The sequence below is a fragment of the Streptomyces sp. MS19 genome (assembly GCF_047200595.1).
Lineage (GTDB): Bacteria > Actinomycetota > Actinomycetes > Streptomycetales > Streptomycetaceae > Streptomyces.
Window position 1 is genome coordinate 173,598 of the sequence record NZ_JBJZOH010000006.1, and the last position, 17,357, is coordinate 190,954.

The 17,357-nt window shown below is 69.7% G+C and carries 15 protein-coding genes; 7 read left to right on the forward strand and 8 right to left on the reverse strand.

What is annotated here, in order from left to right:
- Positions 1-11 precede the first annotated feature (11 nt).
- On the reverse strand, positions 12-1,451 hold the full coding sequence (gene dnaB, locus ACL02R_RS09115; protein ID WP_412796363.1) for a replicative DNA helicase: 1,440 nt from the start codon (positions 1,449-1,451) through the stop codon (positions 12-14).
- Between the two features lie 409 nt (positions 1,452-1,860).
- On the opposite strand from dnaB, the gene ACL02R_RS09120 reads away from it, so the two are divergent.
- Positions 1,861-3,192, forward strand: coding sequence for an MATE family efflux transporter (locus ACL02R_RS09120; protein ID WP_412796364.1), 1,332 nt, complete (start codon positions 1,861-1,863; stop codon positions 3,190-3,192).
- 62 nt (positions 3,193-3,254) lie between these two features.
- Here the strand turns inward: ACL02R_RS09120 and rplI are convergent, their stop codons facing one another.
- The 4 genes from rplI to rpsF all read right to left on the reverse strand — a co-directional run bounded on the left by rplI (position 3,255) and on the right by rpsF (position 4,999).
- A complete protein-coding gene (rplI, locus tag ACL02R_RS09125; protein ID WP_412796365.1) occupies positions 3,255-3,704 on the reverse strand; it encodes a 50S ribosomal protein L9 in 450 nt (149 codons plus the stop codon).
- A gap of 19 nt (positions 3,705-3,723) precedes the next feature.
- Positions 3,724-3,960, reverse strand: coding sequence for a 30S ribosomal protein S18 (rpsR, locus tag ACL02R_RS09130; protein WP_003978893.1), 237 nt, complete (start codon positions 3,958-3,960; stop codon positions 3,724-3,726).
- Between the two features lie 44 nt (positions 3,961-4,004).
- Complete coding sequence (locus ACL02R_RS09135; protein ID WP_412796366.1) at positions 4,005-4,565, reverse strand: single-stranded DNA-binding protein; 561 nt, start codon at positions 4,563-4,565, stop codon at positions 4,005-4,007.
- A gap of 143 nt (positions 4,566-4,708) precedes the next feature.
- Positions 4,709-4,999 carry a 30S ribosomal protein S6 gene (rpsF, locus tag ACL02R_RS09140; protein WP_362956583.1) on the reverse strand — a complete coding sequence of 97 codons (291 nt, stop codon included), beginning with the start codon at positions 4,997-4,999 and terminating at the stop codon, positions 4,709-4,711.
- A gap of 226 nt (positions 5,000-5,225) precedes the next feature.
- Here rpsF and ACL02R_RS09145 point away from each other — a divergent pair, with 226 nt between their 5' ends.
- The 3 genes from ACL02R_RS09145 to ACL02R_RS09155 all read left to right on the forward strand — a co-directional run bounded on the left by ACL02R_RS09145 (position 5,226) and on the right by ACL02R_RS09155 (position 7,910).
- Positions 5,226-5,549 carry a hypothetical protein gene (locus ACL02R_RS09145; protein WP_412796367.1) on the forward strand — a complete coding sequence of 108 codons (324 nt, stop codon included), beginning with the start codon at positions 5,226-5,228 and terminating at the stop codon, positions 5,547-5,549.
- A 126-nt stretch (positions 5,550-5,675) separates the two neighbouring features.
- Positions 5,676-6,794, forward strand: a complete 1,119-nt coding sequence (locus ACL02R_RS09150; RefSeq protein WP_412796368.1) for a lipid II:glycine glycyltransferase FemX — start codon at positions 5,676-5,678, stop codon at positions 6,792-6,794.
- A gap of 84 nt (positions 6,795-6,878) precedes the next feature.
- Positions 6,879-7,910: an alanine racemase gene (locus ACL02R_RS09155; protein WP_412796369.1), complete on the forward strand. Its 1,032-nt coding sequence runs from the start codon at positions 6,879-6,881 to the stop codon at positions 7,908-7,910.
- A 92-nt stretch (positions 7,911-8,002) separates the two neighbouring features.
- Here the strand turns inward: ACL02R_RS09155 and ACL02R_RS09160 are convergent, their stop codons facing one another.
- Both ACL02R_RS09160 and ACL02R_RS09165 read right to left on the reverse strand, forming a co-directional pair.
- The gene (locus ACL02R_RS09160; RefSeq protein ID WP_412796370.1) at positions 8,003-9,085 is read right to left on the reverse strand and encodes an inositol-3-phosphate synthase; all 1,083 of its coding nucleotides are present in this window, start codon (positions 9,083-9,085) and stop codon (positions 8,003-8,005) included.
- A 53-nt stretch (positions 9,086-9,138) separates the two neighbouring features.
- Positions 9,139-9,780, reverse strand: coding sequence for a PadR family transcriptional regulator (locus ACL02R_RS09165; protein WP_362956569.1), 642 nt, complete (start codon positions 9,778-9,780; stop codon positions 9,139-9,141).
- Between the two features lie 434 nt (positions 9,781-10,214).
- On the opposite strand from ACL02R_RS09165, the gene ACL02R_RS09170 reads away from it, so the two are divergent.
- The 3 genes from ACL02R_RS09170 to ACL02R_RS09180 are packed head-to-tail and all read left to right on the forward strand — an operon-like array spanning position 10,215 to position 15,758.
- On the forward strand, positions 10,215-12,890 hold the full coding sequence (locus tag ACL02R_RS09170) for a transglycosylase domain-containing protein (RefSeq protein WP_412796371.1): 2,676 nt from the start codon (positions 10,215-10,217) through the stop codon (positions 12,888-12,890).
- 50 nt (positions 12,891-12,940) lie between these two features.
- On the forward strand, positions 12,941-14,422 hold the full coding sequence (locus ACL02R_RS09175; protein ID WP_412796372.1) for a glycosyltransferase family 87 protein: 1,482 nt from the start codon (positions 12,941-12,943) through the stop codon (positions 14,420-14,422).
- Positions 14,412-15,758: an MFS transporter gene (locus ACL02R_RS09180; protein ID WP_412796373.1), complete on the forward strand. Its 1,347-nt coding sequence runs from the start codon at positions 14,412-14,414 to the stop codon at positions 15,756-15,758. The genes ACL02R_RS09175 and ACL02R_RS09180 overlap by 11 nt, the downstream gene beginning before the upstream one ends.
- On the opposite strand, the gene ACL02R_RS09185 is transcribed toward ACL02R_RS09180, so the two are convergent.
- Positions 15,730-17,235 carry a CCA tRNA nucleotidyltransferase gene (locus tag ACL02R_RS09185; RefSeq protein WP_412796374.1) on the reverse strand — a complete coding sequence of 502 codons (1,506 nt, stop codon included), beginning with the start codon at positions 17,233-17,235 and terminating at the stop codon, positions 15,730-15,732. The genes ACL02R_RS09180 and ACL02R_RS09185 overlap by 29 nt on opposite strands.
- Positions 17,236-17,357: the final 122 nt, after the last annotated feature.

The following is a 17,357-nucleotide window of genomic DNA, read 5'->3' on the forward strand; positions in this document are numbered from 1 at the left end:
CCCGTACCGGCTCAGAAGCCGCCTTCCATGTTCACGAAGCGCGAGTAGTGGCCCTGGAAGGCGACCGTGATGGTGGCCGTCGGGCCGTTGCGGTGCTTGGCCACGATCAGGTCCGCCTCGCCCGCGCGCGGCGACTCCTTCTCGTACGCGTCTTCGCGGTGCAGCAGGATCACCATGTCCGCGTCCTGCTCGATGGAGCCCGACTCGCGCAGATCGGACACCATCGGCTTCTTGTCGGTCCGCTGCTCGGGCCCGCGGTTCAGCTGGGAGAGCGCCACCACCGGGACCTCCAGCTCCTTCGCCAGCAGCTTCAGGTTCCTGGACATCTCGGAGACCTCCTGCTGGCGGCTCTCCGGCCGTCTGCTGCCGCCGCTCTGCATCAGCTGGAGGTAGTCGATGACGACGAGCTGGAGGTCGTTGCGCTGCTTCAGGCGGCGGCACTTGGCCCGGATCTCCATCATCGACAGGTTCGGGGAGTCGTCGATGTACAGCGGCGCCTCGTTGACCTCGGCCATCTGGCGGGCGAGCCGGTTCCAGTCCTCGTCGGTCATGCTGCCGGACCGCATGTGGTGGAGCGCCACGCGCGCCTCGGCCGAGAGCAGGCGCATGGCGATCTCGTTGCGCCCCATCTCCAGGGAGAAGATGACGCTGGGCAGTTTGTGCTTGATCGAGCAGGCGCGGGCGAAGTCGAGGGCCAGGGTGGACTTGCCCATCGCCGGGCGGGCGGCGATGACGATCATCTGCCCGGGGTGCAGACCGTTGGTCAGCGAGTCGAGGTCGGTGAAGCCGGTGGGGACGCCGGTCATCTCACCGCTGCGGTTGCTGATCGCCTCGATCTCGTCGAGCGCGCCCTCCATGATGTCGCCGAGCGGCAGGTAGTCCTCGGCCGTGCGCTGCTCCGTCACGGCGTAGACCTCGGCCTGGGCCGAGTTGACGATGTCGTCGACGTCGCCGTCGGCCGCGTACCCCATCTGCGTGATGCGGGTGCCCGCCTGCACGAGGCGGCGCAGGACGGCGCGGTCGTGGACGATCTCGGCGTAGTACTCGGCGTTCGCCGCCGTGGGGACCATGTGGACGAGCGAGTGCACGTACCCGGCGCCGCCCACCTTGGCCAGCTCACCGCGTTTGGTCAGCTCGGCCGAGATGGTGATCGGGTCGGCGGGCTCACCCTTCGCGTACAGGTCGAGGATCGCGCTGTAGACCATCTCGTGCGCCGGCTTGTAGAAGTCCTGGCCGCGCAGGACCTCCACGACCTCGGCGATCGCGTCCTTCGAGAGCAGCATGCCGCCGAGGACGGACTGCTCGGCGGCGAGGTCCTGGGGCGGCAGCCGTTCGAACGCGGAGCGCTCGTCCATACCGTCCTCGGCGCTCTGCCGCGGGCGGGAGACACCGCCGTGCTCCTCGGCACCGATGTCGTCCCACGAGGGTCCCGTGTGTTCGAGATCCGTCACCGACCCCGCCTCCTCCCGCCCGGAAATCCGCCGCGCTGTTGTTCCTTGATACGGCACAGCTCTGACATCCAGCGTCCGGCGCGGGGACCTACGCTACGGGCCCCCGGGGGGAGGACCAACCAAGTTATCCACAGGCTATGTGGATTTCAGATCAGACCCTGTGGATGACGGCCCGATTCCTGTGGACGAAGCGGGGGACAACGGGGGACAAGCCTGTGGAGAACCTGACCAAGATCATCTAAAAAGCCATCTGACCTGCGGTTTCCCCGGCAACCTCCGGTGGGTGGAAAAAACTTCGGCAAGAGAGCGGGACACGCGCCGACCGCTGCGCGCGGACATGTCAGAGCACACCCTTCGTAAGGGACAGAAGACCATTGCATCCATTACCTGTGGATGTTTGGATCAGTGCATGCCCGTCTCCGTCCCCGCCCGGCGCCGCCAGGACCGGGAGATCCTCGCGCTCGCCCTCCCCGCGTTCGGGGCCCTGGTCGCCGAGCCCCTCTTCCTGATGGCCGACAGCGCCATGGTCGGCCACCTCGGCACGCCCCAGCTCGCCGGTCTCGGCGTCGCCGCGGCCCTCCTCGGCACGGTCGTCAACGTCTTCGTGTTCCTCGCCTACGCCACGACCGCCGCGGTCTCCCGCAGCATCGGCGCCGGAGACCCCGCCACCGCCATCCGCCGCGGCATGGACGGCATCTGGCTCGCCCTGCTCCTCGGCGCGGTCCTGGTCGCCGTCGCCGTCCCGGCGGCACCGGCCCTCGTCGACCTCTTCGGCGCCTCCCCGACCGCCGCACCCCACGCGACGACGTACCTCCGCGTCAGCGCACTCGGCATTCCCCCCATGCTGATGGTCCTCGCCGCCACCGGCGTCCTGCGCGGCCTCCAGGACACCCGCACGCCCCTCTACGTCGCCCTCGCCGGTTTCACGGGAAACATCGCGCTGAACGCCCTCTTCCTCTACGGGCTCGACCTCGGCGTCGCCGGCTCGGCCTGGGGGACCGTCCTCGCCCAGTTCGGCATGGCCGCCGCGTACCTCCGCGTCGTGGTCAGAGGCGCCCGCACGCACGGCGCCGACCTGCGCCCCAGCCGGGCGGGCATCCTCGGCAACGCCAGGGCCGGCGTCCCCCTGCTCGTCCGTACGCTCTCCCTCCGCGCCGTCCTGCTGCTCACCACCGCGGTGGCCGCGCGGCTCGGCGACGCCGACATCGCCGCCCACCAGATCGCCCTGACCATCTGGACGCTCCTCGCCTTCGCCCTGGACGCCATAGCCATCGCGGGCCAGGCCATCATCGGGCGCCACCTCGGCGCGGGCCACGCCGCGGGCGCGCGCTCCGCCTGCGCCCGCATGGTGCGGTGGGGCATCGTCTCGGGCCTCGCGCTCGGCCTGCTGACCGCCGCCGCGAGCCCCGTGCTGCTGCACGTCTTCACCGGGGACGCGGAGGTACGCGACCACCTGCTGCCCGTCCTGCTCGTGGTCGCCGTCTGCCAGCCGGTCGCGGGCATCGTGTTCGTCCTGGACGGCGTGCTGATGGGAGCGGGCGACGGGCCCTACCTGGCGGGCGCCATGCTGCTGACCCTCGCGCTGTTCACCCCCGCCGTGCTGCTCGTCCGCCCGCTCGGCGGCGGCGTCACCGCACTGTGGTGGGTCTTCGGCGGCCTGATGATGGCGATCAGGATGATCACGCTCACCGTGCGTACGCGGACCGGACGCTGGGTCGTCACCGGGGCGGCGCGGGCCTGACGTATGGAGGAACGCCGACGGCCGCGCCCCGCCGGATCAGCGGGGCGCGGCCGTCGTACGGGTCACTTCGCGGCGTCCACCTGCAAGCCGACGTTCGCGACGACCTCGGAGTGCAGCCGGACGGAGATCCGGTGCGTGCCGAGGCTCTTGATCGGGGTGCCCAGCTCGATGCGGCGCTTGTCCACATCGGGGCCACCGGCGCTCTTCACCGCGGACGCGATGTCCGCGGGCGTGACGGAACCGAACAGGCGGCCACCGGCACCGGCACGGACCTTCAGCCGGACGGTGACGCCCTCAAGCTGGCCCTTGATGTCGTTGGCCTGCTCGATCGAGGCGATCTCGCGGATCTTGCGACCGCGGCGGATCTGCTCGACGTCCTTCTCGCCGCCCCTGGTCCAGCGGATCGCCACACCACGGGGGAGCAGGTAGTTACGGGCGTACCCGTCCTTCACCTCGACGACGTCGCCGGGCGCGCCGAGGCCGGAGACCTCGTGAGTCAGGATGATCTTCATGATGCGTGAACACCCTTCCTTATCGCGCGGTCGAGGTGTAGGGCAGCAGCGCCATCTCGCGGCTGTTCTTCACGGCCGTCGCGACGTCACGCTGGTGCTGGGTGCAGTTGCCGGTGACCCGGCGGGCACGGATCTTGCCGCGGTCGGAGATGAACTTCCGCAGCAGGTTCGTGTCCTTGTAGTCGACGTAGGAGATCTTCTCCTTGCAGAACACGCAGACCTTCTTCTTGGGCTTGCGCGCAGGCGGCTTCGCCATGGTGTTTCTCCGGTGAGTTCAAACAGAAGTGTGGAGGAGAGCCGTCAGAACGGCGGCTCGTCCGAGTAGCCACCGCCGGAGCCGCCGCCCCAGCCGCCACCACCGCCGCCGCCCTGCTGGCCGCCGGACGGCGCGCTGGTCGCCCAGGGGTCGCCCGCGGGCGCTCCCTGGCCGCCACGGCCGCCCTGGCCGCCGCCCTCAGGGCCGCCCCAGCCGCCGCCACCGCCCTGGCCGCCGCGCCCGGTGGCGCGGGTGACCTTGGCCGTGGCACTGCGCAGGCTGGCGCCGACCTCGTCGACCTCCAGCTCGTAGACCGTGCGCTTGACACCGTCCCGGTCCTCGTACGAGCGCTGCTTGAGGCGGCCCTGCACGATGACGCGCGTCCCCTTGGTGAGGGACTCGGCGACGTTCTCCGCCGCCTGGCGCCAGACCGAGCAGGTGAGGAAGAGGCTCTCGCCGTCCTTCCACTCGCTGGTCTGCCGGTCGAACATCCGCGGGGTGGACGCGACGCGGAACTTCGCGACCGCCGCCCCGGACGGGGTGAAGCGCAGCTCGGGGTCGTCGACCAGGTTGCCGACAACCGTGATGACGGTCTCGCCTGCCATTGGGGGAACCTCTCGGCGGGGATTAACTGCTGTTGCTGCGATGATGGCCTATGGCACTGACAGTGCTACTCGATATGCCGGACATTCCCGGCCGTCCTGTCGCCCGCTGAGCGATCAGCGCTGGTCAGGGACTCAGCGGCCGTTCAGTGGGTGGCGGGACGGAGGACCTTCGTCCGCATGACCGACTCGTTCAGGTTCAGCTGGCGGTCCAGCTCCTTCACGACGGCCGGCTCGGCCTGGAGGTCGATGACGGAGTAGATGCCCTCGGGCTTCTTGTTGATCTCGTAGGCGAGCCTGCGACGGCCCCAGGTGTCCACCTTCTCGACCTTGCCGTTGCCGTCGCGGACGACGGTCATGAAGCTGTCGATCAGGGGGGCGACGGCGCGCTCCTCAAGATCCGGGTCGAGGATCACCATCAGCTCGTAGTGACGCATGCGAAAACCCACCTCCTTCGGACTCAGGCGGCCACGGTCGTTCCGTGGCAGGAGGGTCGTGATGCGTGTCCGCCGCCTCCGGCGACGGAGGAGCGGACAGTACACCGTACCTGGCGTTGCCCTTCCGGTTGAAATCGGGGCGGAGCGAGGAGCACCCTGGAGAGAGCGGACATGAACGGACACAGGTGTCGTAACGAACGTCCCCCACCCGTTGGAGGTGTCCCGCATGGCTCAGGCCGCACAGCACGGGCCGCTGGCCCGCGCCGGTTCCCTCATGAACACCGATGGCCGACCGCACCCCAAGGAGAACGGACTGGCCGTCGTCGTCCTCGTGGTCGGGGCGGTCGCCGCCGTCACCGCCATCTTCTCCGGCCTGCACATCGTCAGCGCCTGGGCCGGCCTCGCCGGCCTGCTGGCGGGCGGCTGGAGCCAGCTGAACTCCGCCACGACCGGCCAGCGCTTCGTCACGGTGATCGGTCTCGGAGCGGCCGGTGTGGGCCTCTACCTCGGCCTCGCGAACGGCGGCTTCTGGAACGGCTGGCTCGACTGACGGGCCGGGCCCGCCCCCGGACTCCCCCGGATAACGGGCCCTACGGGCGGCCGTACGGCGTGTGCGCCGTTAGGCTTCCGGCCAGACCCTGCGATTGACGCAGCCGGCGACCGGAGGAGCGCCCGTATGAGCCTGACCCTGAGGACCATCAGCCGCGAGGAGCATCTGGCGTACATCAACTCACTGCCGTCGGCCAGTCACATGCAGGTGCCGGCCTGGGGCGATGTGAAGTCCGCCTGGCGCTCGGAGTCGCTGGGCTGGTTCGACCGGGTGGGGCGGCTGGTCGGCGCCGGCCTGGTGCTCTACCGCCAGGTGCCGCGTGTGAAGCGCTACCTGGCGTACCTGCCCGAGGGGCCGGTCATCGACTGGTACGCGCCGAACCTTGAGGAGTGGCTCAAGCCGATGCTCGCGCACCTGAAGCAGCAGGGCGCGTTCTCGGTGAAGATGGGCCCGCCGGTCGTGATCAGGCGCTGGGACGCCGCGGCGATCAAGGCGGGCATCCAGAACCCCGACATGAAGCGGCTGCGTGACGTCCAGGCGACGCACATCGAGCCGCGCGCCTTCGAGGTCTCCGACCGGCTGCGCCGCATGGGCTGGCAGCAGGGCGAGGACGGGGGCGCCGGGTTCGGCGACGTGCAGCCGCGGTACGTCTTCCAGATCCCGCTGCGCGACCGTTCCCTGGAAGAGGTCCACAAGGGCTTCAACCAGCTGTGGCGCCGGAACATCAAGAAGGCCGAGAAGGCGGGCGTCGAGGTCGTGCGCGGCGGCTACGACCAGCTGCCGGTCTGGCAGCACCTGTACGAGATCACCGCCGAGCGCGATCATTTCCGGCCGCGGCCGCTGTCGTATTTCCAGCTGATGTGGCGGGCGCTCAACACCGAGGACCCCGACCGCATGCGCCTCTACATCGCGCAGCACGAGGGTGAGCCGGTGGCCGCCGCGACCATGCTGATCGTGGGCGGCCATGTGTGGTATTCGTACGGAGCCTCCGCCAACCACAAACGCGAGGTGCGGCCGTCCAACGCCATGCAGTGGCGCATGCTCCAGGACGCCTACGAGATGCGGGCGGATGTGTACGACCTGCGCGGGATCGGTGACTCGCTGGAGGACACCGACCACCTTTTCGGCCTGATCCAGTTCAAGGTGGGGACGGGCGGCGAGGCGGCCGAGTACCTCGGTGAGTGGGACTTCCCGCTCAACAAACTGCTCCACAAGGCGTTCGACATGTACATGTCCCGCCGCTGAGGCGCCCCGCCTCGCACCGGGACCCGGCCGCGGACACCGAGCCACAGAGAACTTGACGAGAACAGAGAAGAGGTCTCATCGGCCATGGCGCTCACCCTCTACGTCGACACCGACCGCTGGCGGGCGCACCAGCGGTCGGTGCTGGCGGACTTCCCCGACCTGATCCCGGTGTGCAAGGGCAACGGCTACGGCTTCGGCCATGACCGGCTGGCCGAGGAGGTGGACCTCCTCGGCACCGGCATCATCGCGGTCGGCACGACCTACGAGGCCGCGGCCATGAAGGACCGCTTCAGCGGCGACATCCTCGTGCTGACGCCCTACCGGCGCAGCGAGGAGCCGGTGCCGCTGCCCGACCGGGTGATCCGTTCCGCGTCGTCCGTGGACGGCGTGTACGGGCTGGTCGGCTCGCGTGTCGTGGTCGAGGTCATGAGTTCGATGAAGCGGCACGGCGTCACGCCGCGCGACCTCGGCAAGCTGCACGCGGCGCTGGACGACGTACGCCTCGAAGGGTTCGCCATCCACCTGCCGCTCGACCGCACGGACGGCTCCGACGCGGTGGAGGAGGTCATCGGCTGGATGGACCAGCTCCGGGCGGCGCGGCTGCCGCTCGACACGATGTTCGTGAGCCACCTGACCTCCCCCGAGCTGGCGCGGCTGCGGCAGCAGTTCCCGCAGACGCGCTTCCGGGCGCGGATCGGTACGCGGCTGTGGCTGGGCGACCACGGCGCCACGGAGTACCGCGGCGCGGTGCTGGACGTGACGCCGGTGGCCAAGGGCGACCGCTTCGGCTACCGGCAGCAGAAGGCCCCGGCGGACGGCTGGCTCGCCGTCGTCGCGGGGGGCACGTCGCACGGGGTCGGGCTTGAGGCGCCCAAGGCGCTGCAATCGATGTCCTCGCGCGCGAAAGGCATGGCCCGCGCGGGCCTCGCCACGGTGAACCGCAACCTGTCGCCGTTCGTGTGGGACGGGAAGCAGCGCTGGTTCGCCGAGCCGCCGCACATGCAGGTGTCGATCCTCTTCGTCCCGGCGGAGGCGCAGGGGCCCAAGGTGGGCGACGAGCTGAAGGCCATCCTGCGGCACACCACGACCCAGGTCGACCGGGTCGTGAACCGCTGACGGCCGCGCAGCACGGAGAACGGCGGCAGCCCCGGTCTTCCCGACCGGGGCTGCCGCCGTTTCCGCGTGTCGCGGTTCCGCTCGCGCGAGGCTCAGCTCTCGACTTCGCCGCGGATGAACTTCTCGACGGCCTCACGGGCGGCGTCGTCGAAGTACTGCACCGGCGGGGACTTCATGAAGTACGAGGAGGCCGAGAGGATCGGGCCGCCGATGCCGCGGTCCTTGGCGATCTTCGCGGCGCGCAGGGCGTCGATGATGACACCGGCCGAGTTGGGGGAGTCCCACACCTCAAGCTTGTACTCAAGGTTCAGCGGGACGTCACCGAAGGCGCGGCCTTCCAGGCGGACGTACGCCCACTTGCGGTCGTCGAGCCAGGCGACGTAGTCGGACGGGCCGATGTGCACGTTCTTCTCGCCGAGGTCCCGGTCGGGGATCTGGGAGGTGACGGCCTGGGTCTTGGAGATCTTCTTGGACTCCAGCCGGTCGCGCTCCAGCATGTTCTTGAAGTCCATGTTGCCGCCGACGTTCAGCTGCATCGTGCGGTCGAGCACGACACCGCGGTCCTCGAACAGCTTCGCCATCACGCGGTGGGTGATGGTGGCGCCGACCTGCGACTTGATGTCGTCGCCGACGATCGGCACGCCCGCCTCGGTGAACTTGTCCGCCCACTCCTTGGTGCCGGCGATGAAGACCGGGAGGGCGTTGACGAACGCGACCTTGGCGTCGATGGCGGCCTGCGCGTAGAACTTCGCGGCGCTCTCGGAGCCGACCGGCATGTAGCACACGAGGACGTCGGCGCGCGTGTCCTTCAGGACCTGGACGACATCGACGGGGGCCTCGTCGGACTCGACGATGGTCTCGCGGTAGTACTTGCCGAGACCGTCGTGGGTCTCGCCGCGCTGCACGGTGACGCCGCTCGGCGGCACGTCGCAGATCTTGATGGTGTTGTTCTCGCTGGCGCCGATGGCGTCGGCGAGGTCGATGCCGACCTTCTTGGCGTCGACGTCGAAGGCGGCCACGAACTCGATGTCCGAGACGTGGTAGTCCCCGAACTGGACGTGCATCAGACCCGGAACCCGGCTGTCCGGGGCGGCGTCCTTGTAGTACTCGACGCCCTGTACCAGCGAGGCGGCGCAGTTACCCACGCCGGCGATGGCTACGCGAACCGAACCCATACCGGTTTGCTCCCTGTGTGTGTGCTTGACCTGCCCCGCTACGTCGCGGGGCGTTATGTGGTGGTGTCGTCGGACGGTGGCCACTCGCGCTCGCGCGCACTGCCCCGATCGTCGCGTCGCTCGCGCTGATCGCGTCCTTCCCGCTCGCTCTCGATGAGCTCGTTGAGCCAGCGGACTTCACGCTCCACGGACTCCATGCCGTGTCGCTGTAGTTCGAGGGTGTACGCGTCGAGCTTCTCGCGGGTGCGCGCCATGGAGGCCCGCATCTTCGCGAGGCGCTCCTCCAGCCGGCTGCGACGGCCTTCGAGGACGCGCATCCGCACGTCGCGGGACGTCTGGCCGAAGAACGCGAAGCGGACGCCGAAGTGCTCGTCCTCCCACGCGTCGGGGCCGGTCTGGTCGAGCAGCTCCTCGAAGCGTTCCTTGCCCTCGGCGGTGAGCCGGTAGACGATCTTGGCCCGCCGGTTCGTCAGGGGGGCGGCGGTCCGGGGGTCGGCCGGGTGGTGTCCCGGCTCCTCCGTCAGCCAGCCCTGCTGCACGAGCGTCTTGAGGCACGGGTAGAGGGAGCCGTAGCTGAAGGCGCGGAAGACACCGAGCGAGGTGTTGAGCCGCTTCCGCAGCTCGTATCCATGCATCGGGGATTCACGCAGGAGGCCGAGGACGGCGAACTCGAGAATCCCTGATCGCCGGCTCACCGGGGAGACCACCTCCGTCCTCATGCGTGTGCCTTGCCCGTCCGTGTGTGCTGTGCTCTGGTGCCCGCGCCGACGTGCGCCGTGGGGCGCCGTCGTGCGCTGTCTCGCACCGATGTATCGGCGCGATACATCCTGACGATAGAACGGGCTGGAAGACTCGGCAAGCCGGACGCCGGTGAACGGGGTCACATCTTCACGTCGCGCCGCGCGTTTCGCACCAATTGCTCCTCGGCGCTGGAAACTCCGGCGCCGGTGCTGCGTAGTCTTGGCCCGTGCAGACCACCGCGGCGAGGAACTCCAGGGCTCCCACGGGCGTCCTGATCCGTGGTGCCGTGCGTCCGAACACAGGCTCGGACCGCACTTCGGGGGAGTGGAACCAACCAGTAGTACCTGCCGTCACGAGGCGATGGCGTCTGTCCGAGGAGTAGCTGTCCATGAGCGAGCACCGTCGCAAACAGCCGCCAGGGCGCGGCCGCCGCGCCGCGGCGCCGTCCGGCCGCCGGGCCGGCCCGCCGCCACCGCCACCGGCGGACGACGTGGGGGTGGGTGACACCCTCTCCGGCGCGACGAGCGAACGACCCTACGGAAGCCGGGCGGAGGCGCGCCGCGCGGCACAGCGCGGCGGCACCAGCAGGCGGCGCGGCGGGCGGCCGGAGGCGCGGCGGAAGCGCTTCATCGACTACCCGAGGTCGGGGCACACGGGGCTCCGCCGCTGGATGCCGTCCTGGCGCCAGGTCCTCGGTTCTGCGATGGCCTTCTTCCTCATGCTGGTGGGGCTCGTCGGCATCGCGTTCGCGATGACCGACATCCCCAGCGAGAACGCCGTCGCCAACGCGCAGAGCAACACGTACTACTGGGCCGACGGCTCCCGTATGACCTCCACGGGCGATGTCAACCGCCGCATCCTCCAGCTGGAGGACATCCCGCAGGAGGTGCAGGACACCGTCATCGCGGTGGAGAACGCCTCCTTCTGGGACGACGCCGGTATCGATCCGGTGGGTATCGGCCGGGCCATGCTGAACATGGCGCGCGGCGGCGACGTCCAGTCGGGCTCCACCATCACCCAGCAGTACGTCAAGAACATGTATCTCAGCTCCGACCAGACGCTCTCCCGCAAGTTCAGGGAGCTCATGCTGTCGGTGAAGGTGGGAACGGTTCAGTCGAAGGAGGAGATCCTCCAGGGGTATCTCAACACCTCCTGTTTCGGACGGAACGCCTGCGGCATCCAGGCGGCCTCGGAGACCTTCTTCAAGAAGAACCCCGACGATCTGACGACGAGCGAGATCGCCTTCCTCGCGGGCCAGCTCAAGGGCCCGAGCCTCTACGACCCGTACGACCCGGAGACAGGCGAGCTCACCGAAGAACGTCAGCAGCGGGCCGAGGAGCGGTGGGCCACCGTCCTCCAGCGGCGCGTCGACGTCGGGCAGCTGACCACCGCGCAGCGGGACGAGATCATCGCGGAGGGCTTCCCCGAGGTCGCGGCGCCGACCCCGGCGGTGATCAGGGCCGGGCAGATCGGCTATCTCCTCGACCTGGTGGACAACTACATCTACGCCAACACCGGCCTTGAGGAGGGCCAGCTCGACGAGGGCGGCTACGCGATCCACACCACGTTCGACAAGACGATGATGGATCAGATGGAAGCCGCGGTGAACGAGAGCATGGAGGAGCTCGATCCGGACGAGCGGCCGGAGGACCGGTACGTGCAGTTCGGCGGCGCGGCCGTGGTGCCGGGTGACGGGGCGATCCGTGCCATCTACGGCGGTCCGGGCTACGAAGAGCACTTCATGAACAACGCGGACAGCCCCAACGTCCAGGTCGGCTCGACCTTCAAGCCCTTCGTGCTGGCCGCGGCGTTCCGGGACGGCATCCGCGACCCCGACGGGCAGCCGGACCAGGGCCGCGACTCCCGGACGATCCTGTCGCCCGACAGCGTCTACCGCAGCGAGAACCATCTCGTCATCCAGCAGTACAACGGCGAGACACTGATGGTCGATGACGAGGAGACCGGCGAGGAGGTTCCCTGGGAACAGGAGAACTTCGAAGGCGGCGACCAGGGCGACATCACCCTGCGCCAGGCCACGAACGTCTCGGCCAACAGCCCCTTCGTCCAGCTGGGCATGGACATCGGCCCGGCGACCGTCGCCCAGGCCGCTCAGGACGCCGGCCTACTGGAGGACAGCCTCGGCCACGTCAGCGAGAAAGTGCCGACGTTCGCGCTCGGTGTCTCCACCCCTGGACCGATCCGCATGGCGACCGCCTACAGCACCTTCGCCGCCAGCGGCGAGGAGAACGAGCCGTACTCCCTGACCCAGCTCCTTCGCGGGGACGACGTGGTCTGGGAACACGAGCACGAGCCGACCCAGGCCTTCACCTCGGACGTCGCGGACACGGTCACCGACATGCTCGAAGGCGTCATCCAGGAGGGCAGCGGAACCCGGGCGAAGGACATCGGCTTCCCCGTCGCCGGCAAGACCGGGACCACGGACGACAACAAGAGCGCCTGGTTCGTCGGGTACAGCAGCGAGCTGTCCACGGCGATCGGCATGTGGCGGTCGCCCGACTCCGAGGAAGAGCTGTACGAGGGCGACGACTACGGCGTCGGTGAGTTCCTGCCGATGTACAACACCGCCGGGCTCCCGAAGATCGCCGGTGGTTCCCTGCCCCTCGGGACGTGGATGAGCTTCATGAGCGCCGCGTCCAACGGTGACGAGCATGCCTTCCCGGAGCCGCCGGACGAGCTGGGCACCATCGTGTGGGACGAGCAGGCCGAGAGCCCGACCCCGACGCAGACCGAGACCGAGGAGCCGTCGGAGGAGCCCTCCGAGGAGGAGACGTCCGAAGAGCCCTCCGAGGAACCCTCCGAGGAACCCTCGACCGAGGAACCGCCTCCGCCCACACCGACCGAGACCTGCGGCATCTTCAATCCGTGTACGGACGGAGGCGCCTCAGGAGGCCCGGAGGGGACCGACCAGGGCGGGACAGGTGATCCTGGCGGAACCGACCAAGGCGGCGGCACCGGCGAGCCAGGGGGGACCACGGAGGGGCAACCCGGTGGTGCCGAGGGAGCCGATCGCGGCAATGACGGAGGGGACGGCGGGATCTTCTGACAGCTGTGCCCTGACCTCGTGACGGAGGGGCCGTGCGGCAGGATGTGGGCATGGAGCATCCCATCCCGCGACCGGCCGTACGGCCCACCGTCCAGGACGAGGTGGCCGCCGCAGCCAGCGAGCTGATCGGCGGCCCCGCCGGCCGCCGGGCGATGCCCGGCACCGACCGGCGGAACCCCCTCCGCGTCGTCGCCCTGGTCATGATCGGGATGTTCGCGCTCGGGATGGCCCAGAAGGCCCCCTGCTACGACGGCGGATGGTTCGAGAGCCCCACGGCTCAGTACACCCACGCGTGCTACTCCGACATCCCGCACCTCTACACAGGCCGCGGGTTCGCCGAGGGGCTCACCCCCTACTTCGACTCCCTCCCCGAGCGGATCTCCGGCGGGATGGAGTACCTCGAATATCCGGTTCTCACCGGTCTCTTCATGCAGATCACCGCGTGGGTGACGCCGGACTCGGTCGCCCAGCCCGAGCGGCTCTACTGGATGACGAACTCCGCGCTGCTGATGATCTGCGCGGTGATCATCGCCCTCTGCGTCAGCCGGACCCACGCCCACCGCCCCTGGGACGGCCTGCTCGTCGCCCTCGCGCCCGCGCTGGCCCTGACCGCCACGATCAACTGGGACCTGCTCGCCGTGGCGCTCACCGCCGCCGCCCTGCTCATGTGGTCCCGCAGCCGCCCGATGGCCGCCGGTCTCCTCATCGGCCTGGCGACGGCCACCAAGCTCTATCCGGCCCTGTTGCTCGGCCCCTTGTTCATCCTCTGCCTACGGGCCGGGCGCCGGCGCGCCTTCGGTGCCACGGCGGGTGCCGCCGTGGCCGCCTGGCTCGCGGTCAACCTGCCGGTGATGATCGGCGCGCCGGACGGGTGGGCGAAGTTCTACACGTTCAGCGAGGAGCGGGCCGTCGACTTCGGCTCGTTCTGGCTGATCGTCGCGCAGCGCACGGAGTCGGAACTCGGCGCGGTCAACACCTACGCCACCGGGCTCGTCGCCCTCGGCTGCCTGGCGCTCGGCGTGCTCGCCCTCAGGGCCCCCCGCCGCCCCCGGCTGGGACAGCTGGCCTTCCTCGTGGTCGCGCTGTTCATCGTGACCAACAAGGTCTACTCACCGCAGTACGTGCTGTGGCTGATCCCCCTGGCGGTGCTCGCCCGGCCGCGCTGGCGGGACTTCCTCATCTGGCAGACGTGTGAAGTGCTCTACTTCCTCGGCATCTGGATGTATCTCGCCTATCTGAACTCCGAGGATCACGACGGGCTCTCGGTAGACGGCTACCAGTGGGCCATCCTCCTGCACCTCTGCGGAACCCTGTGGTTCGGCGCCATGGTGATCCGGGACATCGTCCGTCCCGAGTACGACGTCATCCGGCGCGACGGCTCCGACGATCCGGGCGGCGGTGTCCTCGACAGCGCGCCGGACGTCTTCACGCTGCGGCGCGCCGAGGTGCCCACCGCGCAGCCCGCGGCCTATGTGGATTGGGGGACCCGTGGCGACACGACCGACCCAGCGGATGTTTCACGTGAAACGTAGCGGACCGGGACAGCCTGCCGGGACGGTCACTCAGCTCCGGGTCCTGCTGCGCCGGGCCGGCTTCCGGAGGCTGCTGACCGTCCGGCTGCTCTCCCAGTTCGGTGACGGCGTCTTCCAGGTCGGCCTGGCCACCTATGTGGTCTTCTCCCCGGAGCAGCAGACAAGCCCGGGGGACATCGCGGCGGCAATGGCGGTGCTGCTCCTCCCCTACTCGCTGCTCGGGCCGTTCGCCGGCGTCCTGCTGGATCGATGGCGCAGACGCCAGGTGCTGCTCCACGGGAACCTGCTGCGGAGCCTCATGGCCCTTGCCACCGCCGCGCTGGCCCTGGCCGGGGCGGCGGACTGGCTTTTCTATCTCTCGGCGCTCTCGGTGACGGCGGTCAACCGCTTCATCCTGGCCGGACTCTCCGCCGGACTCCCCCAGGTCGTCGAGCGGGAGCAGCTGGTCGTTGCCAACTCGCTGTCGCCCACGGCCGGCACGCTCGCGGCCACGGTGGGCGGCGGGGCCTCCTTCGCCGTGCAGTTCGTCGCCCGATCCCAGGGCGGCGAGGATGCCGCCGCGCTGTTGCTGGCCGCCCTGATCTACGTCGCGGCCGGTCTGTCCGCGCTCGCGATGCACGCGGACCTGCTGGGCCCCGAGCGGCAGCCCGTGCTTCCCCGGCTGGCCGACGCGGTGGCGGACACCGCCCGAGGGCTGGTCGCCGGGCTCCGTCATCTCCGCGAACGCCCCCTCGCCGCGTGGACTCTCGCCGGGGTCGGGGTACTCCGGTTCTGCTACGGCGCCCTGCTGGTCACCGTGCTGATGCTCGCGCGCTACTCCTGGTCGGACTCCGGCAGCGGCGGAAACGAGGGAGTGGCCCTGCTCGGCGTCGCGGTCGGGGTCTCCGGCGCGGGCTTCTTCGCCGCCGCGCTCCTGACCCCCTGGGCCGTGGCCCGGCTCGGCCGGCTCGGATGGTTCGCCACCTGTGCGGGAACGGCGGCCGTCCTGGTGCCCGCACTGGGACTTTCCTTCCGGCCCCTGCCGGTGATGCTTGCCGCGTTCCTGCTGGGGCTGGTGACCCAGGGACCGAAGATCGTCACGGACACCGTGGTGCAGTCCTCGGTGGACGACGCCTTCCGCGGCCGTGTCTTCTCGCTCTACGACATGCTGTTCAACATCGCCTTCGTGGCGGCCGCCGGGCTGGCGGCCCTGATACTGCCACGCGACGGCCGGTCCAGCGCGCTGCTGCTGACCGTCGCAGTGCTCTACGCCCTGACCGCGTTCACCGTCCACCGGCTGCACCGGTGGACGGTTTCACGTGAAACGGTCACTTCTGGGCAGACCACCACTCCTTGAGCGCGGCCTCGGCGGCCTCCCGGCCCAGCGGCCCCTGCTCGATACGGAGCTCCAGCAGGTAGCGGTACGCCTTGCCCACCTCGGGGCCGGGACCGATACCGAGGGCCGTCATGATCGCGTTCCCGTCCAGGTCCGGCCGGATGGCCTCCAGTTCCTCTTGTTCCTGCAAGCGCTCGATCCGCTGCTCCAGGCCGTCGTACGCCTGGGAGAGCGCCTGCGCCTTCCGCTTGTTGCGCGTCGTGCAGTCCGAGCGCGTCAGCTTGTGCAGCCGGTGGAGGAGGGGACCGGCGTCCCGCACGTAGCGGCGCACGGCGGAGTCCGTCCACTCCCCGGTGCCATAGCCGTGGAACCGCAGGTGGAGTTCGACCAGGCGGGAGACGTCCTTGACCATGTCGTTCGGATACTTCAGCCGCGTCATCCGCTGCTTGGTCATCTTGGCGCCCACCACCTCGTGGTGGTGGAACGAGACACGGCCGTCCGACTCGAACCGGCGCGTCCTGGGCTTCCCGATGTCGTGGAGCAGGGCCGCGAGCCTCAGCACCAGATCGGGGCCCTCGTCCTCCAGCGCGATGGCCTGCTCCAGCACGGTCAGGCTGTGCTCGTACACGTCCTTGTGCCGGTGGTGCTCGTCCCGCTCCAGCCGGAGCGCGGGCACCTCGGGCAGCACGCGGTCGGCGAGCCCCGTCTCCACGAGGAGGGTGATCCCCTTGCGGGGGTGCACGCTCAGCAGCAGCTTGTTCAGCTCGTCCCGCACCCGCTCGGCCGACACGATGTCGATCCGGTCCGCCATGGCCCGCATCGCGTCCCGCACCGGCTCGGCGACGGCGAAGTCCAGCTGGGCGGAGAAGCGGGCGGCCCGCATCATGCGCAGCGGATCGTCGGAGAACGACTCCTCGGGGGTCGCCGGTGTACGCAGCACCCGCTGCGCGAGGTCACCCAGCCCGTCGTAGGGATCGACGAACTCCTTGCGTGGCAGGGCGACCGCCATGGCGTTGACCGTGAAGTCACGGCGGAGCAGGTCCTCCTCCAGCGACTCCCCGTACGCCACCTCCGGCTTGCGCGACGTCCGGTCGTATGCCTCCGACCGGTAGGTGGTGATCTCCAGCTGGAAGTCACGTACCCCGTCACCGCGGTCCCCGCCGTCACCGTCGGTGTCCGGCGCGCTCTTGCGGCAGCCCACCGTGCCGAAGGCGATGCCGACGTCCCAGACCGCGTCCGCCCAGGGCCGCACGATGCGGAGGACGTCCTCCGGGCGCGCGTCGGTCGCGAAGTCCAGATCGTTGTCCAGCCGGCCGAGTAGCGCGTCCCGGACGGAACCCCCCACCAGGGCGAGGGAGAAACCGGCCTCGGCGAAGCGGACGGCCAGGTCGTCGGCGACGGGCGCGACCCGCAGCAGCTCTCCGACGGCCTGCCGCTGCACCTGCCCCAGCTCCGGAGCGGGGGGACGGGCGTGTGTGTCTCTGGTGTCGTTCGGCACAACAGCACAGGGTACGTGGCCGGTCCCCGCCGGTGCCTCCCGCCGGGGTACGGGAGACGCGGCACTCCGCCCCGTCGATCATCGTTACCATGAGGGCCGATCGGTGACGAGGGAACGGGGCT

Bases quoted from the DNA above. Each gene is read 5' to 3' on its own strand.
- ACL02R_RS09120 (WP_412796364.1), top strand. From the start codon at position 1,861: ATGCCCGTCTCCGTCCCCGCCCGGCGCCGCCAGGACCGGGAGATCCTC.
- rplI (WP_412796365.1), bottom strand. From the start codon at position 3,704: ATGAAGATCATCCTGACTCACGAGGTCTCCGGCCTCGGCGCGCCCGGC.
- rpsR (WP_003978893.1), bottom strand. From the start codon at position 3,960: ATGGCGAAGCCGCCTGCGCGCAAGCCCAAGAAGAAGGTCTGCGTGTTC.
- ACL02R_RS09135 (WP_412796366.1), bottom strand. From the start codon at position 4,565: ATGGCAGGCGAGACCGTCATCACGGTTGTCGGCAACCTGGTCGACGAC.
- rpsF (WP_362956583.1), bottom strand. From the start codon at position 4,999: ATGCGTCACTACGAGCTGATGGTGATCCTCGACCCGGATCTTGAGGAG.
- ACL02R_RS09145 (WP_412796367.1), top strand. From the start codon at position 5,226: ATGGCTCAGGCCGCACAGCACGGGCCGCTGGCCCGCGCCGGTTCCCTC.
- ACL02R_RS09150 (WP_412796368.1), top strand. From the start codon at position 5,676: ATGAGCCTGACCCTGAGGACCATCAGCCGCGAGGAGCATCTGGCGTAC.
- ACL02R_RS09155 (WP_412796369.1), top strand. From the start codon at position 6,879: ATGGCGCTCACCCTCTACGTCGACACCGACCGCTGGCGGGCGCACCAG.
- ACL02R_RS09160 (WP_412796370.1), bottom strand. From the start codon at position 9,085: ATGGGTTCGGTTCGCGTAGCCATCGCCGGCGTGGGTAACTGCGCCGCC.
- ACL02R_RS09170 (WP_412796371.1), top strand. From the start codon at position 10,215: ATGAGCGAGCACCGTCGCAAACAGCCGCCAGGGCGCGGCCGCCGCGCC.
- ACL02R_RS09175 (WP_412796372.1), top strand. From the start codon at position 12,941: ATGGAGCATCCCATCCCGCGACCGGCCGTACGGCCCACCGTCCAGGAC.